We start from the raw sequence: 22,503 nt of genomic DNA on the forward strand, positions 1-22,503 counted from the left end.
ATGAACCTCGATGAAAAGTCATTTTCATTTCTTGAGCTAAGCAAGAACGTGAACTATGGCCGCGATGCCCTGCCGTCGGCCAGGGACCGCCAGATTCGGGACCTGCTGCTAGGTGCGGCAGACAGCGCTTCACTTGAGCAGGTCAAGCGGCTTATGCCAGGTGATGCTGACCGGGTTCTAAACGCGTTCGCGGAGCGAGCCGCGTCCATCGCGGTTCGTCATCAGGATGCACGCGAGCTTCGCGCCGGCATCCTGGCTGCAGCGATTGCTCAGGCAATTACTGGCGATCTGCGAGAGTCGCTGGCTGCGCTTTCATTGCTATATCGAGCCTCTGAGATGATCGGCCACGATCCCAATTCGGAGTTTGCTGCGGCGAATGATCTTTCCGGAGGTCGTGCGATTGGCTTACTTGACTTCCTGCGCAGGTCGCCGGAGGATAAGACGATCCAGGCTATGGGTTACGAAGAAGGTGACGACAAGGGTGGGTTTCGGTTTGTCCGAAATTGGTAGCGCGCAGCGCTGTAACGAGGCGAATCAACCCTGATTCTTCACGGGCCTGATCAAGGTGTCACTGATGACTGTGGCGGGAAGTAGCGACTGCCCTGCAGTGAGAGCACGAGGGCGCCCCACCCGGAAGGGGTGGGGCGCCGGTCGTTGGCCAGTTCACGCTAGCCCGTCGGAGTCGGTGGCCGGTGACCCGTTCGGGTCACCGGCCACCGACTTACTCAGATGCCGCTTGCTCTCGTGCAGTCCGACGAGGGTTCCAGGCTGAAGTCGAGGGTCCCGACGAACCCTGCCTTGACCCGGGTGCGGTCAATCTCTGGCACCCAACCGTCCTTGGCGACGATCACGTCGTAGCGGCCCTTGGGCAGCCACCACACGTACGCGCCGGAGGCGTCCGCCGTCAGGGTGTAGCCGGCGCCGCTGCCGGCCGCGTTCACCCGTACCGTGGCTGGTACGCCGACCGTCTCCCCACCACAGGTCACTCCGGTAACCGTGCCCTGGAGCTTGCCCCAGTTGCTCGGCGGGGACACGTTCATCTCCACCGTGACCGGCGGGACCGAGGACGGCACGTCGGCCGCGAACGTCAGTTCGCCGGTGTACTGCCCGGGCTGGTCGACCCCGGCCTCAGCGGTGGCCGTGAGAGTCACCTTCACCTTGCGGGACTCGCCCGGCTCCAACGTGAAGCTGGATGGCGAGGTGCTCAGCCACGGAAGCTCCGCCGCATCGCCGCACGACTCCAGCCCGCCGAGCCGCTCGCTCTCCGCCGACCCGACGAACGGGGCGGGTGAGCCGCCGAGCCGGTAGGCCCCACACGCCGCGGCCCCCCGGTACCGGGTGAACTCGACGTTCGGCAGGTCCTGCCAGCTTCCGGACGCCGGGTCGTAGCCGACCGTCTCGTTGGTCAGCGAGTTGGAGTTATCGGTGACGCCGCCCGCCAGCACGAGCATCCCGCCCGCCGTGGTGTGCGCCGAGCCCCACAGATCCAGCGGCATGTCCGGGATCGGATCCCAGGTGTCGGTTGCCGGGTCGTACTGGTAGCCGTAGGTGCTGCCCCCCGAGCCGCCGGCGCAGTACACCTTGGCCCCGATGCCACCGCAGCTCATCCAGGAGACCGGGTACGGGTAGGACGCGGCGGTGGTGAAGGCCCCGGCCTGCGGGTCGAACACCACCGTCTCGTCGGTCGCGGTACAGGCTGAGTCGGCGCAGCCGCCGACCAGGTAGATCTTGCCTCCGGCGACGGCGGTCCCGGCGGCGGCGGCCGGCGCGGGGCTGGTCACTCCGTCCAGGGTGCTCCAGGTCTCGCTGGTCGGGTCGTAGACGTCCACGGTGGCGACGGGGTTGCCGTCCGCGCCCCACCCGCCGGTCACGTAGATCTTGCCGCCGATCGCCGCGACGCCCGGCTTCGCCCGGGCACTGGGTAGCTCGGGCAACTCGGTCCAGGAGTCGGCGTCCGGGTCATAGACCCAGGCCTTGGTCTCCGTTCCGGAGCCGGTGCCGCCGCCGATCGAGTACACCTTTCCGTCCAGCGAGGTGGCGGTGTTGTCGAAGACCGCCGTCGGCAGGTCCGCGACTCGGGTCCAGGAGTCGTCCGCCGACGGGCCGGCGTCCGCTGGCGCGTCACCGTACGTGGTCCCGGTTTGCGCCGTACTGATGCCCTTCACCGTGACCTCGCGCAGCGGGGCGCCGGGCTGGCCCAACAGCTCGAACTGGCCGCCCCGCTCCAACACCTCGACGGTGGCCGGGGCGGTGCCGGTGTTCTTCACCGTCACCCGGGTGCTCCGGGTGCTGCCGTACGGCTGGTGTGACTCCACCTCGGTCGGGCTGACCGTGAGCTCGCCGGCGGCGAGCGCGATGTCGGCCCGGCGTACCTCGTCGGCGACGATCGTCACGTCCTCGGTGGCCGGTGGGTACGGCGTCCGCGTCGCGGTGAACGGGTGGGTGCCGGTGAGGCTGGAGAAGAGCCAGTAGAAGCCGTCCGACTCCGCTGGGTCGTCCGGCGTACCGGCCGAGACCGCCTGGTCTTCGGGCTGACCCACACTGGTCACGGTGACGCCGTTGAGCGGGTCGCCGGTGTTCTGGTCGCTGGTCGTGCCGACCAGCAGGCCACCGGGTGCCGGGTTGCACGACCGGTTGAGCAGGGCGACGTCGTCAACCTGCCACCACCAGGCGAAGGAGCCAGCGAAGCGGAACCGTACCTGGGCCTCCGGCGCGCCGCCCGCCCCCGTCAAGGGCACCTCCTCGACCCGCGGCCCACGCAGGCTGTCGGTCTGGTGCCAGACGTTGGTCCAGGTCTCGCCCCCGTCGGTGGAGACGTCGATGTCGGCACTGTCGCTGGTGCCGAGTGCCCGCCAGTCACTGCGGAATCGCAGCACCGGTGCGGCGGTCTCGGAGAAGTCCACCGACGGGCTCACCAGGTCGGTGTCCTGGCTGTTGCCGGGGCCGAGTTCGTCGCTGTCGATGATCGCGAACCCGCCGCTGCCGCCGGTCAGGTTGCCCCGTTGGCCGAGGTCCTCGAAGACCCAACCGCCCTCTTCGGTGCGGTTGACCACCGACCAGCCTTCCGGTGCGGTGGTGCCGGAGAAGTCCTCGGTCAGCAGGGGGTCACCGTAGGCGGCGGTGTAGCCGGCCGCCGTGCAGGATGCCTCGACCGGAATGGCCATGTCGACGGTGGCGTCGTCGCCGTCGACCGGTACCTCACGAGTCACCGTGTGGTAGCCCGGGTACTGCGGAGTGGCGGTGATCGAGTAGGTGTTGTCGCCGGCCACGGTGGCCGACCACTCTCCGGTCACCGGGTCGGTGAAGACCGGCTCGCCCGGCCTGCCGGCGATGTCGACCTGGGCGTACAGCGGCCAGCCGTGCCCGGAGTCGTCGGTGACCTGACCGCCAACCGTGACCACCGGGCTGGCGACGAGCGCGAAGTCTCGGGTCACCGCCCCGCCCTCGTCCACGGTGAGGGTGTCCGACTGCGACTCGTAGCCGTACGCGGTGACCTCCACCGTGGTCTCGCCAGCCGGTACGGTCAGCGCGTACCGGCCGTCGGTGCCGGTGGTGACGCTGCGGGTGCCGTCGTCGATGGTCGCCCCGACGATCGGGTCGCCGCCGTCGGTCGAGGTAACCGTGCCGGAGATTCGGCCGACCGGGCCGCGCGGGGCCTCGTTGACCGCCGCGTACGCGTCGAGCCGCCCTTCGCCGAAGACGTTGTTGTCCTCCGCGGTCCCGCCGCAGGTGGTGTCGTCAACGTCGCGGGCGGTGCGGTCCAGCAGCGCCTCGGTGGCCGGTAGGTCCCCGCGGAGGCTGGGCGCGATCGACCAGATCAGCGCTGCCGTGCCGGCGACGTGTGGGGCCGCCATCGAGGTGCCGTTGAACGCGGCATACCCGCCGCCGGGGACGCTGGATCGCACCGCCACCCCAGGTGCGGCGATGTTCGGCTTGATCAGCTCGTTGCCGGAGCCACGGCTGGAGAAGCCGGCGATGGCGCCGTTCGACCCGTACGCCCCGACGGCGTACGAGTTCGGGTAGTCCCCCGGGGAGCCGGCGGTGCCGCAGCTCGGGCCGCTGTTGCCGTTGGAGAAGACCGGAAGGATCCCGGCGGCGCGCCAGGCATCGACGGTCTGCTGGTACCAGGGGTCACCGCCGCCGCCGCCCCACGAGTTGTTGACGATGTCGGGGCGCAGGTCAGGGCGGGGGTTCTCCCCGTTCACGTCGGTCGGGGCCAGGATCCACTGGCCGGCGCCGAGCAGCGAGGGGTCCGAGCAGGTGGTGAACTCGCAGCCCTTCGCCGCTATCCACCGGGCACCCGGTGCGACGCCGATCTGGTTGTCGCCCCCGTCGTCGCCGACGATCGTGCCCATCGTGTGCGTGCCGTGGTCGTTGTTGTCGCAGGGCTCCGAGTCGGAGCAGATGCCCGTCGGGTCGAACCAGTTGTAGGCGTGGTCGAAGCTGCCGCCGCCGAGGTTGCCCCGGTAGGCGCTGACGAGGGCGGGGTGGTCGTGCTGCACGCCGGTATCGATGTTGGCTACCACGATGCCTTCGCCGCGGTCGCCGAACTCGTCCCACACCTGGGGGGCGCCGATCTCGGCGATGCCCCACTCGACGGCGTCGATACGGGCCTCGGCCTCGGCTGGCGTCGGCTCGATCAGCGGGCGACTGCGGATCGGCTCGATCCGCTCGACCTCGGGTCGGCTCGCGATCTCGTCGATCAGGGCCCGGTCTCCGTGGACCTGGATGGCGTTGGCGATCCAGTACGGAGTGTGCTCCGCCCTCTCTGCGTCGAGCAGCTGCCGCAGGCCTCGTTGGGTGCGGTCGGCCGTGTTCGTCAGGAGTTGGTGGACTGCGCGGGCCCGGTCATCGGGCGCCGGTAGGTTCGCGGTGCTGGCGAGCGGTGCGGTTTCCCGCAGGTAGACCATGAAGCTGGTGCTGTCGCTGCTGTCCAGCAGCTCGGGCGCGACAGTTGCCCGTTCCGATGCGCCGGGCGGCGACGCGGCGAGCGCGGGCTGGGCGCTCAACCCCAGCGCCAGCGCCCCGAACGCGACGGCCAGACGCCCCAGGCGTGACCGCGCGGATGGTCGTACGAACACGTGTCCTCCCCACGTCCACGGGTCCGGGCTGTTCCGAGCCCGCGCCAGCCATGTTCGTGGGAATACCGACGCTGATCAATACATTGTCTCGATCAGTATTCGATCAGTGACTGGGCGCGTTTCTGGCCGTACGCTGACTCGGTGCCCCGCCGGAGGTCCCCTCGGCGGAGTGATGCCCGTCACGTCAACGCGGGTGCCTGGGGAGGCAGCGTGTCTGAGGCGAAAGGTCCGATCGTGGTCTGTGTGAGCCCCGACATGGCCGTGCGCGAGCGTGTGCTGCGTCGGCTCGACGGAGTGGGGCCGGTGCTGAGTTGTGCTGATCTTGCGGAGCTGCGGGTGATGCTCTTTCCCGAGCCTCCTTCCGGGCAGGACCGGGGCGCCGGCCCACCGGAGACCCCGGTCAGCTATGGCGAGTTGGTGGTTGACCCGCCGGGACATCTGGTCACCTGGCGAGGCCGCCCGCTGGCGCTGACCCGGACCGAACGGAGGCTGTTGACCCGGTTGGTGACCCCGCCGGTCCGGCTCTGGAGCTACGAGCGACTCTTCGCCGCGGTCTGGGGCGGCGCCTACCTCGGCGACACCGCGATCCTGCACTCGGCGATCAAGCGGCTCCGGCGCAAACTGCGCCTGCTCTCCGGTGGCCCACGGGTGCTGACGGTGCGCGGGGTCGGCTACCGGCTTGTCCTGGGCTCCGACGACTCGGGCGGGTGAGGTGGCGCTCCCCGGCGGCCGCCGACGCCCGGTTCGGCCATGACACGATGGCCCGGTGAGCGCCGTCCATCCGGGGTACGCCCCACCCTCCGGCCCTGATCGCCCGCCGCCCCGGTCGCGGGCCCGGCGCTGGCTGCTCGCGGGCACGCTGGCCTGGGCGGTGCTGCTGGCCGGGCTGGCCTGGTGGTCGGCCCGCACCGATGAGCCGACGGTGCAGGAACAGCGCACGATCGGGCAGGCGGTGCCGGTGGTCGACGATGCGGTCGGCCGGCTCGTCGCCGCGCTCGACGGCACGGCGTGGGCGATGACCCCGTCCCGGGTCGAGCAGGGCTGCCGGGTCACACCGTTCAGCGCGGGCACCGAACTGATTCGAGGGATCGACGTCCTGGTCGCCGAAGGTGGTGAGCGTGACCTGCTCGGCAAGGTCGCCGACTCGCTGCCGGAACGCTGGCGAGCCGGTGTCCGGGTCGCCGCGGACGGCCCGCTGCTGCGCGCGGACGCCGGCGAGTTTGTCCTGGTTGAGGGGGAGTCGACGAGTCCTGGTCGGGTCCGGTTCACGGTGCTGACCGGCTGCCGCCCGACCGACGTCGAATTCGCCGGTCTGCTGCCCGAGAGCCCGCCCGAACCGGCGCTGCGTGCCGCGTTGCAGGCGTTGGGCCGCCCCGTTCCCGAGCGTTCGGACGAGGTCGTGGCATCCTGCCCCGGGGGTGCGAAGGCGTGGACCCAGCGGGTGGCTGCCGGCGCCGGGCCGGCGTCGTTGAGCGCACTGGCCCCGTTGGCAGCCGGCGCCGTCGTGATCGACACACCCGAGGCGTACGCCTACCGGCGCGGCTCTGGCCTGGTCGTCGCCGACGCCACCGGCGACCAACTGCATCTGGCGTTCTCGACCGGGTGCGTCGACTGACGACGGCGTTTCCGCCCGGTCCGCGTCCTCGGTCAGTCGCCGTGGGCGGCGTCACGCACCCTCACCACGATGTGAGATAGCGTCAATATGCGTCGGCTGAGCCCTCTAACCTGCGCGGATGACCAGCGAAGATCTTCAGTTCACGGTTCTGGGTTGTGCAACGCCGTATCCGAGTGTGGACAATCCTTGTTCCGGCTACCTGGTGACGGGTGGGGGCGCCCGGGTGTGGGTGGATGCGGGCAGTGGGACGCTGGCTCAGCTGCAACGACATGTCCGGTTGGACGAACTGGACGCCATCTGGATCTCGCACCTGCACGCTGACCACAGCGCCGACCTCCTGACCGCCTACTACGGGGCGCTGTACGCCGATATCCAGCTCGCGGCTCCGATCCCGCTGTACGGCCCGCCCGGCATCGCCGACCGATTGGCGCACTTCCTGACCAACACCGCGACCCGCAGCCCGATCGAATCTGCCTTCGCCGTCGAGGAGCTACACGACGGGCATCGGGTGGAGGTCGGCGCGCTGACGTTGACCAGCCAGGCGGTGGCGCACGGTATCCCCGCTTTCGCTCTGCGTGTCGACAATGCGGGCCGGTCGTTGGTGTACTCCGGAGACACGGCCCCCTGTCCTGGCCTGACGAGTCTGGCCAGGGGTTGCGATGTGCTGCTGTGTGAGGCCGAGAGCGCGCAGGCTCCGAGCGCGGGGGAACAGGTTCACCACACGCCGGAGGATGCCGGTGACACTGCTCGGTTGGCCGAGGCGAGACGCTTGATCGTCACACACATTGGGCGGTTCCTCACCCCGCAGCAGGCAGTGACGCGTGCCTCGACCCGGTTCGACGGTCCCATCGACCACGCCGCCCCCGGTGCCACCCATCCGGTTGACCGAGTCGTCACCCCCCGATGAGTCGACGGCGCTACCGCTTTCGCAGCGGCCCGTCGTGCTGACCACCGTCTGCCTGATCCCGGTTGTGGTCGTCCGACGAACCTCGGAACGTCGGCCGCAGAAGGACAACGTCATGCGGCAGGAGGCGGCGTGGAGCGCTAGTAGACGAGCGCTCGGGCCTCCTCGGCCATGATCTCCTCAAGGAAGACCGCCGAACCGGCGATCCGGATGCCCGGCAGCACGTCGCCGGGCCCGATGTCCCGGCGGGCCGCGCACTGCGTGCAGGCGGTCAACCGGCCCGTCGTCAGAATGACGTGTAGCAGCTCTCCCAGCGGGGCCGCGTGCGGCAGCTCGAACTCCTGCGCCCGGCCGGGTAGCGCGAACCAGGTCGCCTCCCCGGTCAGCCAGAGCGAGACATCAACTCCGGCGGCGGCTGCGGTGGCGGCGATGGTGAACGCCTGGGCGCACCGCTCCGGGGCATCTGCGCCGGCGGTGACCTTGACGACGAGGGTTCGGCCCACGGGTGCCAGCATAGGATAGTCGCCGATGGTCACCGAGATAGGGTTCGTGAGTTTGCTGGTCGCAGGCCTGGGCGCGCTCGCCGGTGGCCTGGTCTATCTAGCGGTACGCATATCGAGAGGGCATGAGTGAGCGACGAGAATCCGCTTCAGCCGCCGTGGCTGAACGCGCCTCCGGTGGATTCGTACCCCTACGAGGAGAGCCACGACCTGCGTACCGGACCCAAACTGCACCCCACTCTGGACGGCCTGCTGCCGTACATCGGGGTGTGGCGGGGTCGGGGTCGGGGTGGCTACCCCACCATCGAGGATTTTGACTTCGCGCAGGAGATCCGGATTAGCCACGACGGCCGTCCGTTCCTCTGCTACGAGTCGCGTGCGTGGCTGCTGGACGAGCAGAGCCGCCCGATCCGTCCGGCCGGACGGGAGATGGGTTGGTGGCGGCCGGTGCTCGACGGTGACCGGGCGACCAACGAGTGGGAAGCGCTGATGAGCACCCCCACGGGTGTGATGGAGCTGCACCTCGGCAAGCGCACCGGCACCCAGCTCGAGTTCGCCACCGACGCGGTGGTCCGCACTCCCACCGCGAAGGAGGTGACCGCCGGTCACCGCCTCTTCGGCATCGTGGAGGGCGCCCTGCTCTACGCGCAGGAGATGGCCGCGGTCGGCCACGGCCTCACCCCGCACCTGTCCGCCCGGCTGATTCGGGTGGGCGGCTGAGGTCAGTCCGGTTGGTCGTCGTCGGGCGGGACGGGGAAGCCGAGCAGGGCCTGCAACCGCCGGGTGTAGGCCGACCGCGGTCGGTCGATGCCGTCGAGGACGCGAACCTCGACCAGGCCTCGGACCGACGAGCTGAACCAGACAGCGTCCGCTGCGTGTAGCTCGGCCGGGGTCGCCAGCTGCTCGTGTGCGGTCAGCCCCACCTCTTCGGCGTTGGCCAGCAGCCAGGCGACGGTGGTGCCGGGCAGGATGCCCGCCGCGGCGGGCACCGTGCGGAGCGCTCCGCCGGTGAGCCACAGGACGTTGGCGGTCGGCCCCTCCAGGACGAACCCGTCGGTGGAGGTCCAGAGCGCGTCGTTGACGCCACTGCGGGACGCCCACCGGCGGGCGGCGTTGTGCACCGCGTACGACGTGGTCTTGCTGGCGGTGGGCAGCCAGTCCAGGCCGGCGCGGCCGCGGGCCGGTACGCCCAGTGGCAACGTCGCCACGGTGATTCCGTCCCGGCGCGCCGCCCGAGCCGACGGGGGCACCGGGGCCAGCGTGGCGTACGCGGTCGGGGCTGCGCCGTCCGCCACGCCTCGGGTGCAGACCAGCCGCAGCGCCCCCTCGACCTCGCTGGGCCAGCCGACGCAGATCTCGTCGAGCAACCCGACCAGAGCGCCGGTCGGGGGCAGGGTGAGGTCCAAAGCCGGCGCCGCCCGGGTCATCCGTTCCAGGTGTGCCTCCCGCAGCCAGGGCCGGCCCGCCCGTAGGTGCATCGTTTCGAAGAGTCCGTCGCCGTGCAGGACGCCCAGGTCGTCGCCGCGTAGCACCGGCTCCGTGACCGGCACCCGGCCACGCCCGAGCACCGCGATCCGTGCCGTCGTCATGGCCGCCGAGCATAGGGCCTGGGCCGGCCGTACCGAGTGGGTCCGGCGCTGCACCACCGACACGGGTTCCGGCGGAGCCGGGCCGGCAGTACGGGCGAACGATGTTCGGCGCGAGCGAACTATGATCGGACGGTGTCCGAATCCTCCCTCGCGGAACTACTCCGGGCCCGTGGGCTGCGCTTGACGGCGCAGCGGCAGCTCGTCCTTCAGGCGGTGCTGGATCTGGGGCACGCCACGCCGGAGCAGGTCCACACGGCCGTCCGGGAGGTGGCCGCGGGGGTCAACATCACTACCATCTACCGCACGCTGGAGCTGCTGGAACGGCTCGGCCTGGTGACCCACACCCATCTCTCGCACGGCTCGCCGACCTTCCATGCGGCGGGGGAGGACCAGCACGTGCACCTGGTCTGCCGGGAGTGCGGCGCGATCGACGAGATCGATCCCGCCCTGCTGCGCCCGTTGGCCGACCAGCTTGCCGCGCAGCGGGGGTTCCGGGTTGACATCGGCCATGTCTCCCTTTTCGGCCGCTGTGATCGCTGTGGGAACGGGGAGCAGGAATGATCGACATCGTCGGGGCGGTCTCTGTCGAAAGCATCGACGAGGCCAGCCGGGATCAGCCGGAGCCGGCGCACGCCGCGGCGGGTGTCCGGTCGGTGGCGGCGCACTACGGGGACCCACTGCGCGAGCAGCGCACCCTGGAGACGGGGGTCGGCCTGGTCGACCGCTCGCACCGGGGGGTGATCGCGGTGCCGGGCGAGGATCGGCTCGGTTGGTTGCACACGCTCACCACCCAGCACCTGGCGGATCTGCCCGATGGGCAGGGCACCGAGTTGCTGGTGCTCTCACCGCACGGGCACGTCGAGCAGCACGCGATGGTCGCCGAGGAGGGCGGTACGACCTGGCTGGACACCGAGCCGGGCGACACCGGTGGGCTGCTCGGGTATCTGGAGCGGATGCGCTTCTTCAGCAAGGTGGAGCCGCGCGACGTGACGCCGGACCACGCCCTGCTCTCGCTGGTCGGGCCGGCGGCGGTGGACGCCGTGGCGACGCTCGGCGTGTCCGACCTGGCGGAGCCGGACTTGCTCGAGGTGCCCGGCCCGAAGTTCCGGGCGGGCTCGGTGCCGCCCCGGCCGACGGTGCGGTACGACGTCCGTGCGTTGCCGATCGGGGGCTGGGCCCGCCGTGGCCCGCTCGGCGTCGACCTGCTGGTGGCGCGGGAGGGCATGGGCCGGGTGGTCGCCGAGCTGCGCGGCGCGGATGTGCCGGTCGTCGGGCTCTGGGCCTATGAGGCGGTGCGGGTGGCCGCTCGCCGGCCTCGGGTGGGGCTGGATACCGACCACCGGAGCATTCCGGCGGAGGTGGACCTGGTCGGGCCGGCCGTACACCTGGAGAAGGGCTGCTACCGGGGGCAGGAGACGGTGGCCCGGGTGCACAACATGGGTCGCCCGCCGCGTCGGCTCGTCCTCCTGCACCTGGACGGGGTGACCACGGACCAGCCGCCGTCGGCCGGCACTCCGGTGACTCGGGATGGTCGGACGGTCGGCTTCGTCGGTACCGCCGTGCACCACCACGAGCTGGGCCAGGTCGCCCTGGCGGTGGTCAAGCGCAACGTCCCCGACGACGCCCGGCTGCTGGTCGGAGAGACTGCCGCGATGATCGATGGCTAGGGGATGATCTCCTCCGGAAGCTGTTGAGAGCGGAAGGGTTCGGGTCTTTCGGCCGGCGCACCGGAAGACTTCCGGTCGAACGGTTGTGGGCCGGGCGACTAGGATCCGGGCATGACGACAGGGACGTTGATCACGGTTGCCCCGACCGGGGCGGAGTCGGCCAAGGCCGAGGTGCCGGCGCTGCCGGTCACCCTCGATGAGCTGCTGCTGACCGCGAAGGAGTGCGAGGCCTTGGGTGCCTCCGTGGTCCACGTACACGTCCGGGACGGCGAGGCACAGCCGACCCTCGACCAGGGGCGGCTGCGCGAGACCGTCGCGGCGCTTCGCGAGAGCACCGATCTGGTCGTGCAGCTCTCCTCGGGTGGCGCGGTGAGCGACCCGGAGGCCGACCGGCTCGCCGTGCTCGACGCCGCCCCCGACATGGCCTCCTGCACGATGGGCACGGTCAACTTCGGTGCCGACGTTTTTCTCAACCGGTGGGAGTTCATCGTCGAGCTGCACACCCGGATGCAGGAGCGGGGCATCGTCCCGGAGTACGAGATCTTCGACCTGGGGCACCTCACCGCCCTGCAACGCCTGCTCGGCACGTACGGCCTGCCCGCCGGCGGGCACGTGCACGTCGACTTCGTCATGGGCGTGCCCGGCGGAATGCCCGGCACCCCAGCGGCCCTGGTCGCCGCCGAGCAGATGCTGCGGGATCTGCCGGCCGGCACCACGTTCTCGGCGACCGGCGTCGGTCGTAGCACGATCCCGGTCCTGCTGGCCTCGCTCTCGGCGGGCGGACACCTCCGGGTGGGCATGGAGGACACGGTGACCTACGCCAAGGGTCAGCCGGTCGAGTCCAACATGCAGCTCGTGGCCCGCGCGGTCGCCTTCGCCCAACTCGCTCAGCGCCTTCCGCTCACCACCACCGAGGCCCGTGAACTGCTCGGCCTGCCCGCCCTCCGTCGGTAAGTGGTGTACCGGGGGTCGCCCCCTGACGTGGCGTTCCCGATCCCCTGGTTGCCCGTCGGCTGGACGTTCCCGACGGGCGGTAACGTCCACGCCGTGGGAAAGACGTACGAGGGCGGCGTGCCGCTCGTTGAGGTGGTCCGATCGGGTTTCGTTGAGGGCGTGCATCGCGGGTCGGTGGTAGCGCTCGACGCGACTGGTGCGGCGGTGGCGAGGGCGGGGGATGTGACGTCGCCGATCTTCCCCCGATCGTCGAACAAGCCGTTGCAGACGGTCGGGATGATCCGTGCGGGCCTGCGGCTGACCGACCCGGCTGACCTCGCCCTGGTCTCGGCCAGCCACGAGGGGGAGGATTTCCACCGGGCCCGGGTCGGTGGGTTGTTGGCGCGGTCCGGGCTCGACGAGTCTGCGTTGCACTGCCCGCCCGACCTGCCGGCGGATGAGGAGGCGAGGGCGGCGGTCCTCCGCGCCGGCGGTGGTCCGACCCGGATCCAGATGAACTGCTCTGGAAAACACAGCGGAATGCTGCTGACCTGTCAGGCGGCGGGCTGGCCCGTGGAGGGGTACTGGCGCAGCGAGCACCCGTTGCAGGAGCGGTTGCGGGCAGTGGTTGAGGAGTTCGCCGATGAGCCGGTGACGGCGATCGGGATCGACGGCTGCGGCGCACCGGTGCTGGCCGTGTCGTTGTCTGGTCTTGCGATGGCATATCTGCGGCTCGTGCAGGCGGAACCGGGCTCGCCGGGGCGGGCGGTGGCCGACTCGATGCGGGCTCATCCGGAGATCATCGGCGGTACGCGGGCCGACGACAGTCGGGTGATGCGGGCTGTGCCGGGGCTGCTCGCGAAGATTGGTGTGGAGGGGGTCATCGCTGCGGCGGTTCCCGGCGTCGGTGCGGTCGCGTTGAAGATCGACGATGGCGCCGGCCGGGCTCGGATGCCGGTGCTGGTCTCCGCGCTGCGCCGGCTTGGGGTGACCGCACCGGCGTTGGCGGAGTTCGCCGAGGTCCCGCTCCTTGGCGGGGGGCAGCCGGTAGGGCTCGTTCGGTCGCTCTGGTAGCCCGTCCGGGCGTGTGGTGCTGGCTGCGGCTGGGCAGTCGGCACCGTGGCTGCGGCCATATCGGGTGCTAACTCTGGCTAGCGATTCGCTTGCAGGAGCTAGCACCGCGAGCTAGCGTTGAGTTATGGCCAGTGGTAAGGACCTTCCCAACATTGGCGGGTTCATTCGGGACCTGCGACGGAGTGCGAAGATTTCCCTCCGGCAGCTGTCCGAGCAGGCGGGAGTCAGCAACCCGTACCTGAGTCAGATCGAGCGCGGGCTGCGTAAGCCCAGCGCAGAGGTGCTCCAGCAGCTTGCCAGCGCGTTGCGGGTCTCCACTCCGGCGATGTATCTGCGGGCCGGGCTGTTGGACGACCGGGAGGGGCAGGGTGTCCTTGCCGCGATCGCAGCGGACTCGGACCTGACCATGGCGCAGAAGCAGTCGCTGACCCAGATCTACGAGACGTTCCGTCGAGAGAACGCACGGCTCGCGGAGGCGACCGCCGCCGCCGACGCGGCATCGGCGACCACCGAGGCCGCGACCGGCACGACCACCGCAGAGCCGACGACCGGCACGGTCACCACCGAATCAGTCACCGGCCTGCCCACGACCGAACCGGAGCCGGGCCCAGCCCAGCCCTCCGGGGCCTCCGCCGACCTGGCCAACATCGCGGTCACCGGACCGACGACAACCGGGGGCACGCCGACCGGCGGTGCGTGATGCGCATCGTCACCGAGCCCGGCTCCATTCCCGCCCTGACTCCAATGAAGGCCGCCCGAAGGGCGACCCCGAAGCCGCCGACGCGGTCAAAGAGGAGAAAAGATGACTAGTCAGCCGAAAACCAGTCGTATCCCCGCCCCGCTCTACGCCGCCGCCGGTGCCGGCGATCTGGCGTACCAGCAGCTGCGCAAGCTCCCCGCGGTTGTGAGTGAGTTGCGCGACCGGGTCGCTGCCGACCTCAGCACGGTAAACGGGGCCGAGCTGCGCCAGAAGGCCACCGAGACGTTGCGTACGGCGACCGTCACCGCTGAGAACCTGCGCCGGCGGGCCGCCACCGACCTCGACCTCAGCCGGCTTCGGGAGACCGCCACCCGCAACGCGGCCGTTGTGGTCGCCAGTGCCCAGGCCGCACAGGAGCGGGCAGCCACCACCTACGGCGCGCTCGTCGGTCACGGGGAGCGGGTCGTCGGCGCTGGAGTACTCGAGGCCGCCGACACGGTGAACACCGACATGGAGACGACCGAAAAGGCTCCGGCTCCCACCCCGGCGCAGGTCGCCGAGGCGGCCGAGGCCAAGCCGGCCGCCGTCACGAAGCGTGCCACCAAGGCCACTGGCAAGCCGGCCACCTCGTCGACGAAGTCACCGCGCGCGACGAAGCGGACGCCGCCGGCCGGCGACTGACCACGGCGACGGGCGAGTGCCCGGTGGCATCGAAGACCCCGGAAGCGGCCTGGCGGACGTCTCCGGGGTCTTCGGCATATGCTTGCCGGCATGGCCATCGCCGCGCCGTTCGCTTTTGAGGTCCGCTACGTTATAGAGCTGATCCTGCTCGTCTTCGCGCTCATCGTGCAGGGAGTCGCCCTGGTCCACGTCATCACCCAGCGGTCCGACGCGTTCGCCGCGGTCGGCACCCTGCCGAAGGGTGCCTGGGCGGCGATCCTCGCCGTCTGTCTGGTGCTCACCCTGCTCGGCTTCGGCCCGATCAGCCTCTTTGGACTGGTCGGAATCGCCGCTGGGCTGATCTATCTGCTTGACGTCCGGACGGGTCTGCGGGACCTCCGGGATGGCCGGGGGACCTCCTGGTGAGAGGCTTCCGGTGGCCGCCCCCACCGGATGGCGGCCCTCGCACCTGGGGTCCCGGGCCGAGTGGGCCCCGCACTGGTCGGCCCGCACTGCCGGAGCCGGAGACCGAGCTGGCCGCCACGCCACACGGCGTCCACCTGGAGCAGTTGGTCACCGGGGCGGGCGATCCGGTCACCGTCTTCGCGCACGGTCTCGGCAGTGGCATCGCCGCCACCCGTCCCTTCGGTAGCGGCGTTACCGGCCGCCGACTCTTCTTTCAGTTCCGCGGCCATGGTCGCTCCGCCGCCCCGCCCGGGCCATGGAGCTACCACGACCTTGCCCGCGACCTGCGGGCCGTCGCCGACCAGGGTCTTGCGACCCGGGCGTTCGGCGCGAGCCTGGGCGCGGGTGCGCTCTGCCGGCTGCTTGCCGACAGCCCGGCGCGGTTCGACCGGCTGGTCTTCTATCTGCCGGCGGTGCTGGACCGGCCGCGGGTCGACGCGGCTCGGCGGCGGCTGGCGGCGCTGCTCGACGCGCTCGGCAGCGGTGATGTCGGCCAGCTCGCGGAGGTGGTCCAGCTGGAGCTTCCACCGGCCGTCCGTAACACGCCATCCGGCTGGGCGTACCTACGACAGCGCCTCGACCAGCTCATGCGGGACGGCCTCGCCTCGGGGTTGGCCGACCTGTCCGGCTCGGTGCCGGTCCGCGACGCGAAGGAACTCGGCGAGGTCGCGGCACCGGCCCTGGTGATTGGATGCGTGGGCGACGAGCTGCATCCGGTCGAGGTCGCCGAGCAGCTCGCCGCCACGTTGCCCCAGGCCACCCTGCACGTGTACGACCGGCCCGGCGTCCTCTGGGCCAAGCGCGCCGACCTGCGGGAGCGTATCTCCGCCTTCCTCAACGAGTAGCCCACGCCGGGTGGGCGCCACCACCTGGCTAATGGGGCCGGGTGTGGTGAACGGGGACGGGTGTTGAGGGGTTCCGGCCTCTTCCGCTGGCGGGCGGAGGAGGCCAGAACCCCTTGTTCGTCTGACGTGTTTGGGATTGTCAACCGGCGCAGCCGGGAACGTCGACGCAGTTGTTGGGTCGGTTCTTGATCACGATGGTGCCGGTGGCGGTGTTCAACTCGACCGTTCCGCCGTCGTTGACGATACCCCCGCCGTCGGTGATGGCGACGTTCTTGACCACCTTCGTGTCGAAAAGGATGACTGTTTCCTCATTGTAAATGCCGGCACCTTGATCGGCCTGGTTGCCATTGATCCTGGTGTCTCGCAATACCAGGTCTGCAAAGTTGTAGATGCCGCCGCCGTCGGTGGTGGCGGCATTGTTCGTGATGGCACCGCCTTCGACGACAACAGAGGAGTTATCGCTCGTCGCTAGGCCGCCCGCCCTGCCTTGGGTGGCGATGTTTTCGATAATGGTGACGGCTTTGAGTGTGAGTTGCGTGTCAAAATTCATGACCACGCCGGCAGCTTCGAGGGCGGTGTTTTTCGAAAATTTGCTGTCCGTGACAGTGCCGGTGCCGCTGATGAAGAGGCCGCCGATGGTTCCTTGAGCGTGGTTGGCGGTGACGGTGCTGTGCTCGATTCGGGCGGTGCCGAAGCTCATCACCCCAGCCCCTGCGGTGGTGGTGGTATTGGCGTTCACGTGGGACTTTTTGACGTCGATTACGCCAAGGCTGTAGATGCCCCCGCCGGGGCCGTCAGCGGTGTTGTGGCTGATGGTGGAGCTTATGATTCGGGTGGTGCCGTTGTTGACGATGCCGCCGCCGTTGCTATCGGCGATGTTGCGGGTGACGGTGCTCCGGTTCGTGGTGAGCGTTCCACCGGGGTTCACGAGGATTCCTCCGCCGGCGCTGGTGGTCTGGCCACCGGTGATAGTGAGGTGGTCGAGGGTGAGATTGCCGCCAGTGTCGACGGTGAGGATCCGGAATTCGTCGGCGTTGGCGGCGCGTTCGATGGTGGTGTTTTTGTTGCCGTTGAGGGTGATCGGCGCGGTGATGACGGGGAGGCCGTTGCCGTCGATGTCGGCGGTGAGCAGGTAGGTGCAGTCCCTGGCGAGGTCGAGCACCGCACCGTCGCGGGCGTTGGCGAGGGTGATCGCGGCGATCAGGGCGTCGGCGTCGCAGGGCACGGGGGTGCCGCCGGGCTTGGTGTCCTTCTTGTCCTTGCGCTTGTCGCTCTTGCTGTCGTTGCGGTGGTCATTGGTGAAGGGTCGGTCTCTGGTGGGGTCGTCGGTGGTGGTGAGGATGCGCCCGGTGGTGCCAGCGGCGGGGCTGGCGACGCCGAAGGTGGCGGTGAGGGCTAGGCCGGTTATGCCGGCCAGTCCGGCGGCCCACCATCGCCGTCGTGAGCCTGCCCGGCTGGCGCCAGGGCGGTTCGAGTCGTGGGTGTGGCTCTGCTGGTTCGTCGCGGTTACGGGTCCTTCCTTCCCGGTGGGTCCGCCCTCCTCCGCCTGCCCGGCAGGCGGGGGAGGAGGGCGGTAGCTCGGGTCTGTTCGATGCGTCCGGGTGTTCAGCCGGCGCAGCCGGGAACGTCGACGCAGTTGTTGGGTCGGTTCTTGATCACGATGGTGCCGGTGGCGGTGTTCAACTCGACCGTGCCGCCAACGTTGACGATGCCCCCACCATTGGTGATGGCGACGTTCTTGACCACCTTCGTGTTGAAGAGGGTGACTGTTTCGTCATTGTAAATGCCGGCACCCTGATCGGCCTGATTGTTTGTGATCTTGGTATTTCGTGAAACGACATCCCCAAAATTGAAGATGCCGCCGCCGACGGTGGTGGCGGTGTTGTCCGCGATGACGCTGTCTTCGATGACCACGGGGGATCTTGGGCCTACCCCCAGGCCGCCGCCTCGGCCTGTTCTGGCTACGTTTCCGATGATGGTGGCGGACTTGAGCGTGAGTTGTGCACCAATTTCCGTGCCTACTCCACCCAGCTCCAGGCCGGAGTTGTATGAGATTTTGGTATCTGTGACGAGACCAGTTCCAGCGATAGAAAGGCCACCGATATTTCCGCTTTGAGCGTGGTTGGCGGTAATGGTGCTGTGCGCGATCCGGGCCGTGTCAACGCTGACAACTCCGCCCCCGCCGGTGGTCGCGATATTGGCCTTCACGTGGGACTTTTTGATGTCGAGGAGGCCGGCGCTGTTGATGCCGCCGCCGATACCGCCGGCGGTGTTGTGGCTGATGGTGGAGTGTGTGATCCGGGTGGTGCCGTTGTTGGCGATTGCACCGCCGTCGCTGTCGGCGATGTTGCGGGTGATGGTGCTGTGGTTGGTGGTCAACGCTCCGCCGGGGTTGACGAGGATGCCGCCGCCGTCGTCGGTGGTGTGGCCGCCGGTGACCTTGAGGTGGTTGAGGGTGAGGTCGCCGCCGACGTTGACGGTGAGGATGCGGAACTGGTCGGCGGCGGCGGCGCGTTCGAGGGTGGTGTTTTTGTTGCCGTTGAGGGTGATGGGGGTGGTGATGACGGGGAGGCCGTTGCTGTCGAGGTCGGCGGTGAGGAGGTAGGTGCAGTCTTTGGCGAGGTTGAGGGTGGCGCCGCCGCGGGCGTTGGCGAGGGTGATCGCGGCGATGAGCGCGTCGGCGTCGCAGGGCACGGGCGTCCCCTGTGGCTTTCCCGCCTTCTTCCCTGTGTCCTTGCTGCCGCCCCGGTGGTTGTCGACGGGAGGATGGTCGGCTTTCCCGAGGCGGTCGCCGGCCGTGGCGCGGGGGCGTTCGGCGGCGTTGGCGGGGACGACGGCGATGCCGACGGTGGTGAGGGCTAGGCCGGTCATGCCGGCCAGCCCGACGGCCCACCGTCGCCGTCGTGCCCCTGCCTGGCTTACGCCAGGAGGTCTGGTGTGGTGTTGATGCTTCATCGCGGTGTCGATCCCCTTCCCCATGCGCGGCGAGCAGCCGCCAACCCCGGGGGCAGACCGGGCAGGGTGCTCCTCGGCTACCAGGTCGGTGGTAGCAAGACTAATTCGGACGCTAGGCCCAAAAGGCGGCAAGAGGATGTGAAACCGAAAATCTCCCAAAACTGGGCGAAAAAGACTTGTGTTGACCGGGGGAGGTGTTCGTGGTGGCCGTGCGATGCCGGACCTGGTCAGACCGGCGGAGACAACTGGCCCTCCCTGAGTGGAGCTCAGCGTGGCTAGGCTCGGCCACCATGAACGCATCCCGTGGCATCGCCGCGCCCATAGCCGGGGCGGCCGGCCAATTCTTCGCCGGTGTCGGCCTCTTCCTGCGTGGCATCGGCCTCTACCTCCGCAACCCCGGCCTGATGCTGCTCGGCGTCCTACCGGCGTTGATCTCCGGTGCGTTCTTCGTCGCCGCGTTCGGCACGCTCGTCTACTTTGTGGGCGACCTGGCAGCGTTGATCACGCCGTTCGCCGACGATTGGTCCGACGCCGGGCGAGGTATGACGCGGGTAGCCGCCGGCTTGGCGTTGCTCGGGCTGGGTGGCCTGCTCACGGTGGTCGCGTTCACCGCCGTCACGCTGGTCATCGGGGACCCGTTCTACGAGAAGATCTCCGAACGGGTCGAGGATGGCCTCGGCGGTACGCCCAACGCGGTGGACGTGCCGTTCTGGTCGTCGCTGCGGCACAGCATCGTCGACTCACTGCGGCTGGTGGGGTTGGCGGTGCTGTTCGGCGTCCCCCTCTTTGTCGCGGGTTTCATCCCGGTGGTCGGTCAGACCGTGGTGCCGGCACTCGGTGCGACCATCGGCGGCTGGCTGCTCGCGGTGGAACTGGTTGGCGCCCCCTTCTACCGGCGCGGGCTGCGGTTGACCGACCGGCGGGCCGCCCTCCGGGCCGACCGGCCGACCGCGCTCGGTTTCGGGGTGGCAGTGTTCGTCAGCTTCCTGATTCCGCTCGGCGCGGTGCTGCTCATGCCAGCGGCCGTCGCGGGCGCCGCTCTGCTGGCCCGCCGCGTGCTCGGTCAGCCGACCACCGTAGAGCTGACCGGGGCCGCCCAGGACGGCGGGTAGCGTGCCGTCGCTCAGCTCATCTCCCGGAGGCAACTCCACTGGGCGGCGACCGGCCGGTAGCCGAGACGTTCGTTGATCGCGAGCATCGGCTTGTTCGCCTCGTCATTGCCGGTGTACGCGACCGTCACCCCGCTGCCCGCGGCCCGGCGTAGGGCACCCACTTTCGCCGCCGTCGCGAGCCCTCGCCCCCGGTACTCAGGTCGGGAAGCGGTGTAGTCCGACCACATCCGCGAACCGTCCCGTTTGACCAGGCTGATCGCCGCCAGGACGCCGGTGACCTCGACACCGGCGCTGGCCTCCCGGTCCAGTCCGACGTTGTCCCACGTATCGGCCCGCCAGTGCTCGTAGGTGAGAGCGTCGGCGGCGACGTCTTCCGGCTCGTCGGCGCTGGCGTCGCGCTGCACCTCGTACACGTGGTGTGGGTCAACCTCGGACAGCGGCACCAGCCGAGCGCCCGTGGGGACGGCCGGGGGTGGCAGGGCCGTCAGCTCCAGTGCGGAGAAGCGTGTCTGGCGGCTGGGTAGGAAGCCGCGCCGCCGAGCGTACGGCAACGACTCAGGTAACACCCGCCCGCGCAGCAGGGGAAGCCGGAGCGGGGCGAGGTGGCCCAGGACGGCGGTCAACAGCCCACTGCCGATGCCGTGTCCCCGATACTCGGGGTGGACGTGCAGCAGCGAGATCTCGCCGACGCTTCGAGAAGAACTGGCGTTGCGGAAGGTCGAGACCCAACCGACGACCTCGTCGTCCACCTCGGCGACGAACGCGGTCCAGTGCTGGCCCGGGGGCGGTTGGGCGAGCATCTGGCGGGTTGACGCCACCCCGCGAACCAGATGCGGAAGGACTCGGGTGCGGAGCGCCACCACGGCGGGCGCGTCGTCGGGCTGCGCGGCGCGGATCCTCACGCGGCGCTTACGGCGGCGACCGCCTCGACCTCGACGAGCTGCTCGGGGTAGCCAAGCGTGGCTACCCCGAGCAGGGTGCTGGGCGGGTCGTGGTCGCCGAAGGTGTCCCGGACGACCTGCCAGACGGTCACCAGGTCGGGTTGGTGCGCCGAGGCCACGTACACCGTGGTCTTGACGACATCGATGAGGCAGGCGCCCGCCGCGGTGAGCGCGGTCTCCAGATTGGCCATCACCTGCCGGGCCTGGGCGGCATGGTCGCCGGGGGCGACCGTACGGCCGTCCGCGTCGAGTGGGCACGCTCCCGCGGTGAAGACGAGGCGCGTTGATGGCTCGACGGTGGTGACGTACGCGTACTCGGCCTCGGCGAGGGCCGAGACGTGACGGAGTTCGGGCATGGAGTGACGCTAGTGCAGGTCCCGGTGGTCACGCGATCTGGTTTTCGTCAGGATTGCTGCCGTGCGGCTCCGGACCGGGGCCGTTCGGGGCTCAGGCGGATTCGCGGAGGATCAGCTCGGTGGGAAGAACAACCGCCGGTTCGATTGGCTCACCCGCCGCCAGGCGCAGCAGCTGGCGGGTCATTCGGCGGCCGATCTGCTGGATCGGCTGGCGGACGGTGGTCAGTGGCGGGTCGGTGTAGGCGGCGGTCTCGATGTCGTCGAAACCGATAACCGCGACATCGTCGGGCACCCGTCGCCCCGTCGCGCGTAGGGTCCGCAGGGCGGCGTGTGCCATCAGGTCCGAGGCGGCGAAGATCGCGTCCAGGTCGGGGTGCTCGGCGAGTAGCCGCCGGGTCGCGGCCATCCCCGACTCGCGGGTGAAGTCGCCGTACGCGACCCACTCCGGCAGCCCGGCCGGGGCCACCGCCGCCTGGTAGCCGGTCAGTCGTTCGATCCCGCCCACCATGTCCTGTGGGCCGGCGATGGTGGCGATTCGCTGCCGGCCGCTGTCGATCAGATGCTGGATGGCCCTACTCACCCCGCCGATGTGGTCAACATCGACGTAGGGCACCGAGGTGCCGCCGAGCGGCCGGCCGCTGCACACCACCGGAATGCCCAACCGGGCCAGCCGGCCGGGGAGTGGGTCGGCGCCGTGTAGCGAGGCGAACAGCACCCCGTCAACGTGCTGGCCCGTGGTATACCGCTCCACCCGCTCGTGCCCGGCCGGCGAGCCGGCCAGCATCAGCACCAACTGTTTGTCGGCCGTCTCCAGCTCCTGGGCGGCGCCGCGGATGATGCCGGGGAAGTACTGGTCGTCGGAGAAGACCCGGGTGGCAGCCTCGGACATGACCAGTGCGACCGAGTCGGTTCGCTGGGTGACCAGGCTGCGAGCGGCCAGATTCGGTACGTACCCGAGCTCGCTGATGGCTCGGTGGACGGCCTTGCGGATCGGCTCGGCCACCGTGGTGGAGCCGTTCACCACCCGGGAGACGGTGGCCCTGGAGACACCGGCGCGGCGGGCCACCGCCTCGAGCGTCGGCCGTTGCGCCGTCGTCATCGCCCTC

Annotated in this window: 23 protein-coding genes; 15 read left to right on the plus strand and 8 right to left on the minus strand. The window is 69.8% G+C overall.

The features are described from left to right. Positions 1–510, plus strand: a complete 510-nt coding sequence (locus tag STROP_RS24485) for a hypothetical protein (protein ID WP_148217315.1) — start codon at positions 1–3, stop codon at positions 508–510. Between the two features lie 215 nt (positions 511–725). Here STROP_RS24485 and STROP_RS01540 read toward each other — a convergent pair whose 3' ends face one another. After that, a complete protein-coding gene (locus STROP_RS01540; protein ID WP_011904225.1) occupies positions 726–5,081 on the minus strand; it encodes a S8 family serine peptidase in 4,356 nt (1,451 codons plus the stop codon). Between the two features lie 255 nt (positions 5,082–5,336). On the opposite strand from STROP_RS01540, the gene STROP_RS01545 reads away from it, so the two are divergent. The 3 genes from STROP_RS01545 (at position 5,337) to STROP_RS01555 (ending at position 7,603) form a co-directional block, all read left to right on the plus strand. After that, complete coding sequence (locus STROP_RS01545) at positions 5,337–5,792, plus strand: winged helix-turn-helix domain-containing protein (RefSeq protein WP_029125587.1); 456 nt, start codon at positions 5,337–5,339, stop codon at positions 5,790–5,792. A gap of 55 nt (positions 5,793–5,847) precedes the next feature. Next, a complete protein-coding gene (locus STROP_RS01550) occupies positions 5,848–6,696 on the plus strand; it encodes a hypothetical protein (protein ID WP_011904227.1) in 849 nt (282 codons plus the stop codon). 118 nt (positions 6,697–6,814) lie between these two features. After that, the gene (locus STROP_RS01555) at positions 6,815–7,603 is read left to right on the plus strand and encodes an MBL fold metallo-hydrolase (RefSeq protein WP_011904228.1); all 789 of its coding nucleotides are present in this window, start codon (positions 6,815–6,817) and stop codon (positions 7,601–7,603) included. A gap of 137 nt (positions 7,604–7,740) precedes the next feature. Here the strand turns inward: STROP_RS01555 and STROP_RS01560 are convergent, their stop codons facing one another. Next, positions 7,741–8,115, minus strand: a complete 375-nt coding sequence (locus STROP_RS01560) for a DsrE family protein (protein WP_011904229.1) — start codon at positions 8,113–8,115, stop codon at positions 7,741–7,743. A gap of 13 nt (positions 8,116–8,128) precedes the next feature. Here STROP_RS01560 and mtfM point away from each other — a divergent pair, with 13 nt between their 5' ends. Both mtfM and STROP_RS01565 read left to right on the plus strand, forming a co-directional pair. After that, positions 8,129–8,233: a small membrane protein MtfM gene (gene mtfM / locus STROP_RS25960; RefSeq protein ID WP_018830942.1), complete on the plus strand. Its 105-nt coding sequence runs from the start codon at positions 8,129–8,131 to the stop codon at positions 8,231–8,233. Beyond that, positions 8,230–8,820, plus strand: coding sequence for a nitrobindin family protein (locus STROP_RS01565; RefSeq protein WP_011904230.1), 591 nt, complete (start codon positions 8,230–8,232; stop codon positions 8,818–8,820). Before mtfM ends, STROP_RS01565 begins: the two co-directional genes overlap by 4 nt. A 2-nt stretch (positions 8,821–8,822) precedes the next feature. Here STROP_RS01565 and STROP_RS01570 read toward each other — a convergent pair whose 3' ends face one another. Beyond that, positions 8,823–9,689 (minus strand): aminotransferase class IV, encoded by an 867-nt coding sequence (locus STROP_RS01570; protein ID WP_011904231.1) that lies wholly within the window; start codon positions 9,687–9,689, stop codon positions 8,823–8,825. Between the two features lie 132 nt (positions 9,690–9,821). Between STROP_RS01570 and STROP_RS01575 the strand changes: the two genes are divergently transcribed. The 8 genes from STROP_RS01575 (at position 9,822) to STROP_RS01610 (ending at position 16,033) form a co-directional block, all read left to right on the plus strand. Then, positions 9,822–10,250 (plus strand): Fur family transcriptional regulator, encoded by a 429-nt coding sequence (locus tag STROP_RS01575; RefSeq protein ID WP_026275225.1) that lies wholly within the window; start codon positions 9,822–9,824, stop codon positions 10,248–10,250. Next, complete coding sequence (ygfZ, locus tag STROP_RS01580; protein WP_011904233.1) at positions 10,247–11,356, plus strand: CAF17-like 4Fe-4S cluster assembly/insertion protein YgfZ; 1,110 nt, start codon at positions 10,247–10,249, stop codon at positions 11,354–11,356. Before STROP_RS01575 ends, ygfZ begins: the two co-directional genes overlap by 4 nt. Positions 11,357–11,467: 111 nt before the next feature. Next, on the plus strand, positions 11,468–12,310 hold the full coding sequence (locus STROP_RS01585; RefSeq protein ID WP_011904234.1) for a beta-keto acid cleavage family enzyme: 843 nt from the start codon (positions 11,468–11,470) through the stop codon (positions 12,308–12,310). A gap of 93 nt (positions 12,311–12,403) precedes the next feature. Beyond that, entirely contained in the window at positions 12,404–13,363 is a 960-nt protein-coding gene (locus STROP_RS01590) for an asparaginase (RefSeq protein WP_028566668.1), read from the plus strand. Between the two features lie 124 nt (positions 13,364–13,487). Then, positions 13,488–14,063 carry a helix-turn-helix domain-containing protein gene (locus STROP_RS01595; RefSeq protein WP_011904236.1) on the plus strand — a complete coding sequence of 192 codons (576 nt, stop codon included), beginning with the start codon at positions 13,488–13,490 and terminating at the stop codon, positions 14,061–14,063. A gap of 102 nt (positions 14,064–14,165) precedes the next feature. After that, positions 14,166–14,744 (plus strand): hypothetical protein, encoded by a 579-nt coding sequence (locus STROP_RS01600; RefSeq protein ID WP_011904237.1) that lies wholly within the window; start codon positions 14,166–14,168, stop codon positions 14,742–14,744. Positions 14,745–14,834: 90 nt separating this feature from the next. Beyond that, positions 14,835–15,149 carry a DUF2516 family protein gene (locus STROP_RS01605; RefSeq protein WP_028680530.1) on the plus strand — a complete coding sequence of 105 codons (315 nt, stop codon included), beginning with the start codon at positions 14,835–14,837 and terminating at the stop codon, positions 15,147–15,149. Further along, complete coding sequence (locus STROP_RS01610; protein ID WP_011904239.1) at positions 15,146–16,033, plus strand: alpha/beta fold hydrolase; 888 nt, start codon at positions 15,146–15,148, stop codon at positions 16,031–16,033. The genes STROP_RS01605 and STROP_RS01610 overlap by 4 nt, the downstream gene beginning before the upstream one ends. Positions 16,034–16,172: 139 nt before the next feature. On the opposite strand, the gene STROP_RS01615 is transcribed toward STROP_RS01610, so the two are convergent. Both STROP_RS01615 and STROP_RS01620 read right to left on the minus strand, forming a co-directional pair. Further along, positions 16,173–17,441 carry a right-handed parallel beta-helix repeat-containing protein gene (locus STROP_RS01615; protein WP_043535090.1) on the minus strand — a complete coding sequence of 423 codons (1,269 nt, stop codon included), beginning with the start codon at positions 17,439–17,441 and terminating at the stop codon, positions 16,173–16,175. Between the two features lie 197 nt (positions 17,442–17,638). Then, entirely contained in the window at positions 17,639–19,012 is a 1,374-nt protein-coding gene (locus STROP_RS01620) for a hypothetical protein (protein ID WP_011904241.1), read from the minus strand. Between the two features lie 266 nt (positions 19,013–19,278). On the opposite strand from STROP_RS01620, the gene STROP_RS01625 reads away from it, so the two are divergent. After that, positions 19,279–20,100: an EI24 domain-containing protein gene (locus tag STROP_RS01625; protein ID WP_026275223.1), complete on the plus strand. Its 822-nt coding sequence runs from the start codon at positions 19,279–19,281 to the stop codon at positions 20,098–20,100. Positions 20,101–20,111: 11 nt separating this feature from the next. Here STROP_RS01625 and STROP_RS01630 read toward each other — a convergent pair whose 3' ends face one another. From STROP_RS01630 to STROP_RS01640, 3 genes are all read right to left on the minus strand, one after another. Further along, complete coding sequence (locus tag STROP_RS01630; RefSeq protein WP_018830935.1) at positions 20,112–21,002, minus strand: GNAT family N-acetyltransferase; 891 nt, start codon at positions 21,000–21,002, stop codon at positions 20,112–20,114. Continuing rightward, the gene (locus STROP_RS01635) at positions 20,999–21,397 is read right to left on the minus strand and encodes a RidA family protein (RefSeq protein ID WP_011904244.1); all 399 of its coding nucleotides are present in this window, start codon (positions 21,395–21,397) and stop codon (positions 20,999–21,001) included. Before STROP_RS01635 ends, STROP_RS01630 begins: the two co-directional genes overlap by 4 nt. Before the next feature lie 91 nt (positions 21,398–21,488). Further along, a complete protein-coding gene (locus STROP_RS01640; RefSeq protein WP_011904245.1) occupies positions 21,489–22,496 on the minus strand; it encodes a LacI family DNA-binding transcriptional regulator in 1,008 nt (335 codons plus the stop codon). Positions 22,497–22,503 lie beyond the last annotated feature (7 nt).

Origin of the sequence: Salinispora tropica CNB-440, from assembly GCF_000016425.1 — a bacterium.
Classification (GTDB): Bacteria; Actinomycetota; Actinomycetes; order Mycobacteriales; family Micromonosporaceae; genus Micromonospora; species Micromonospora tropica.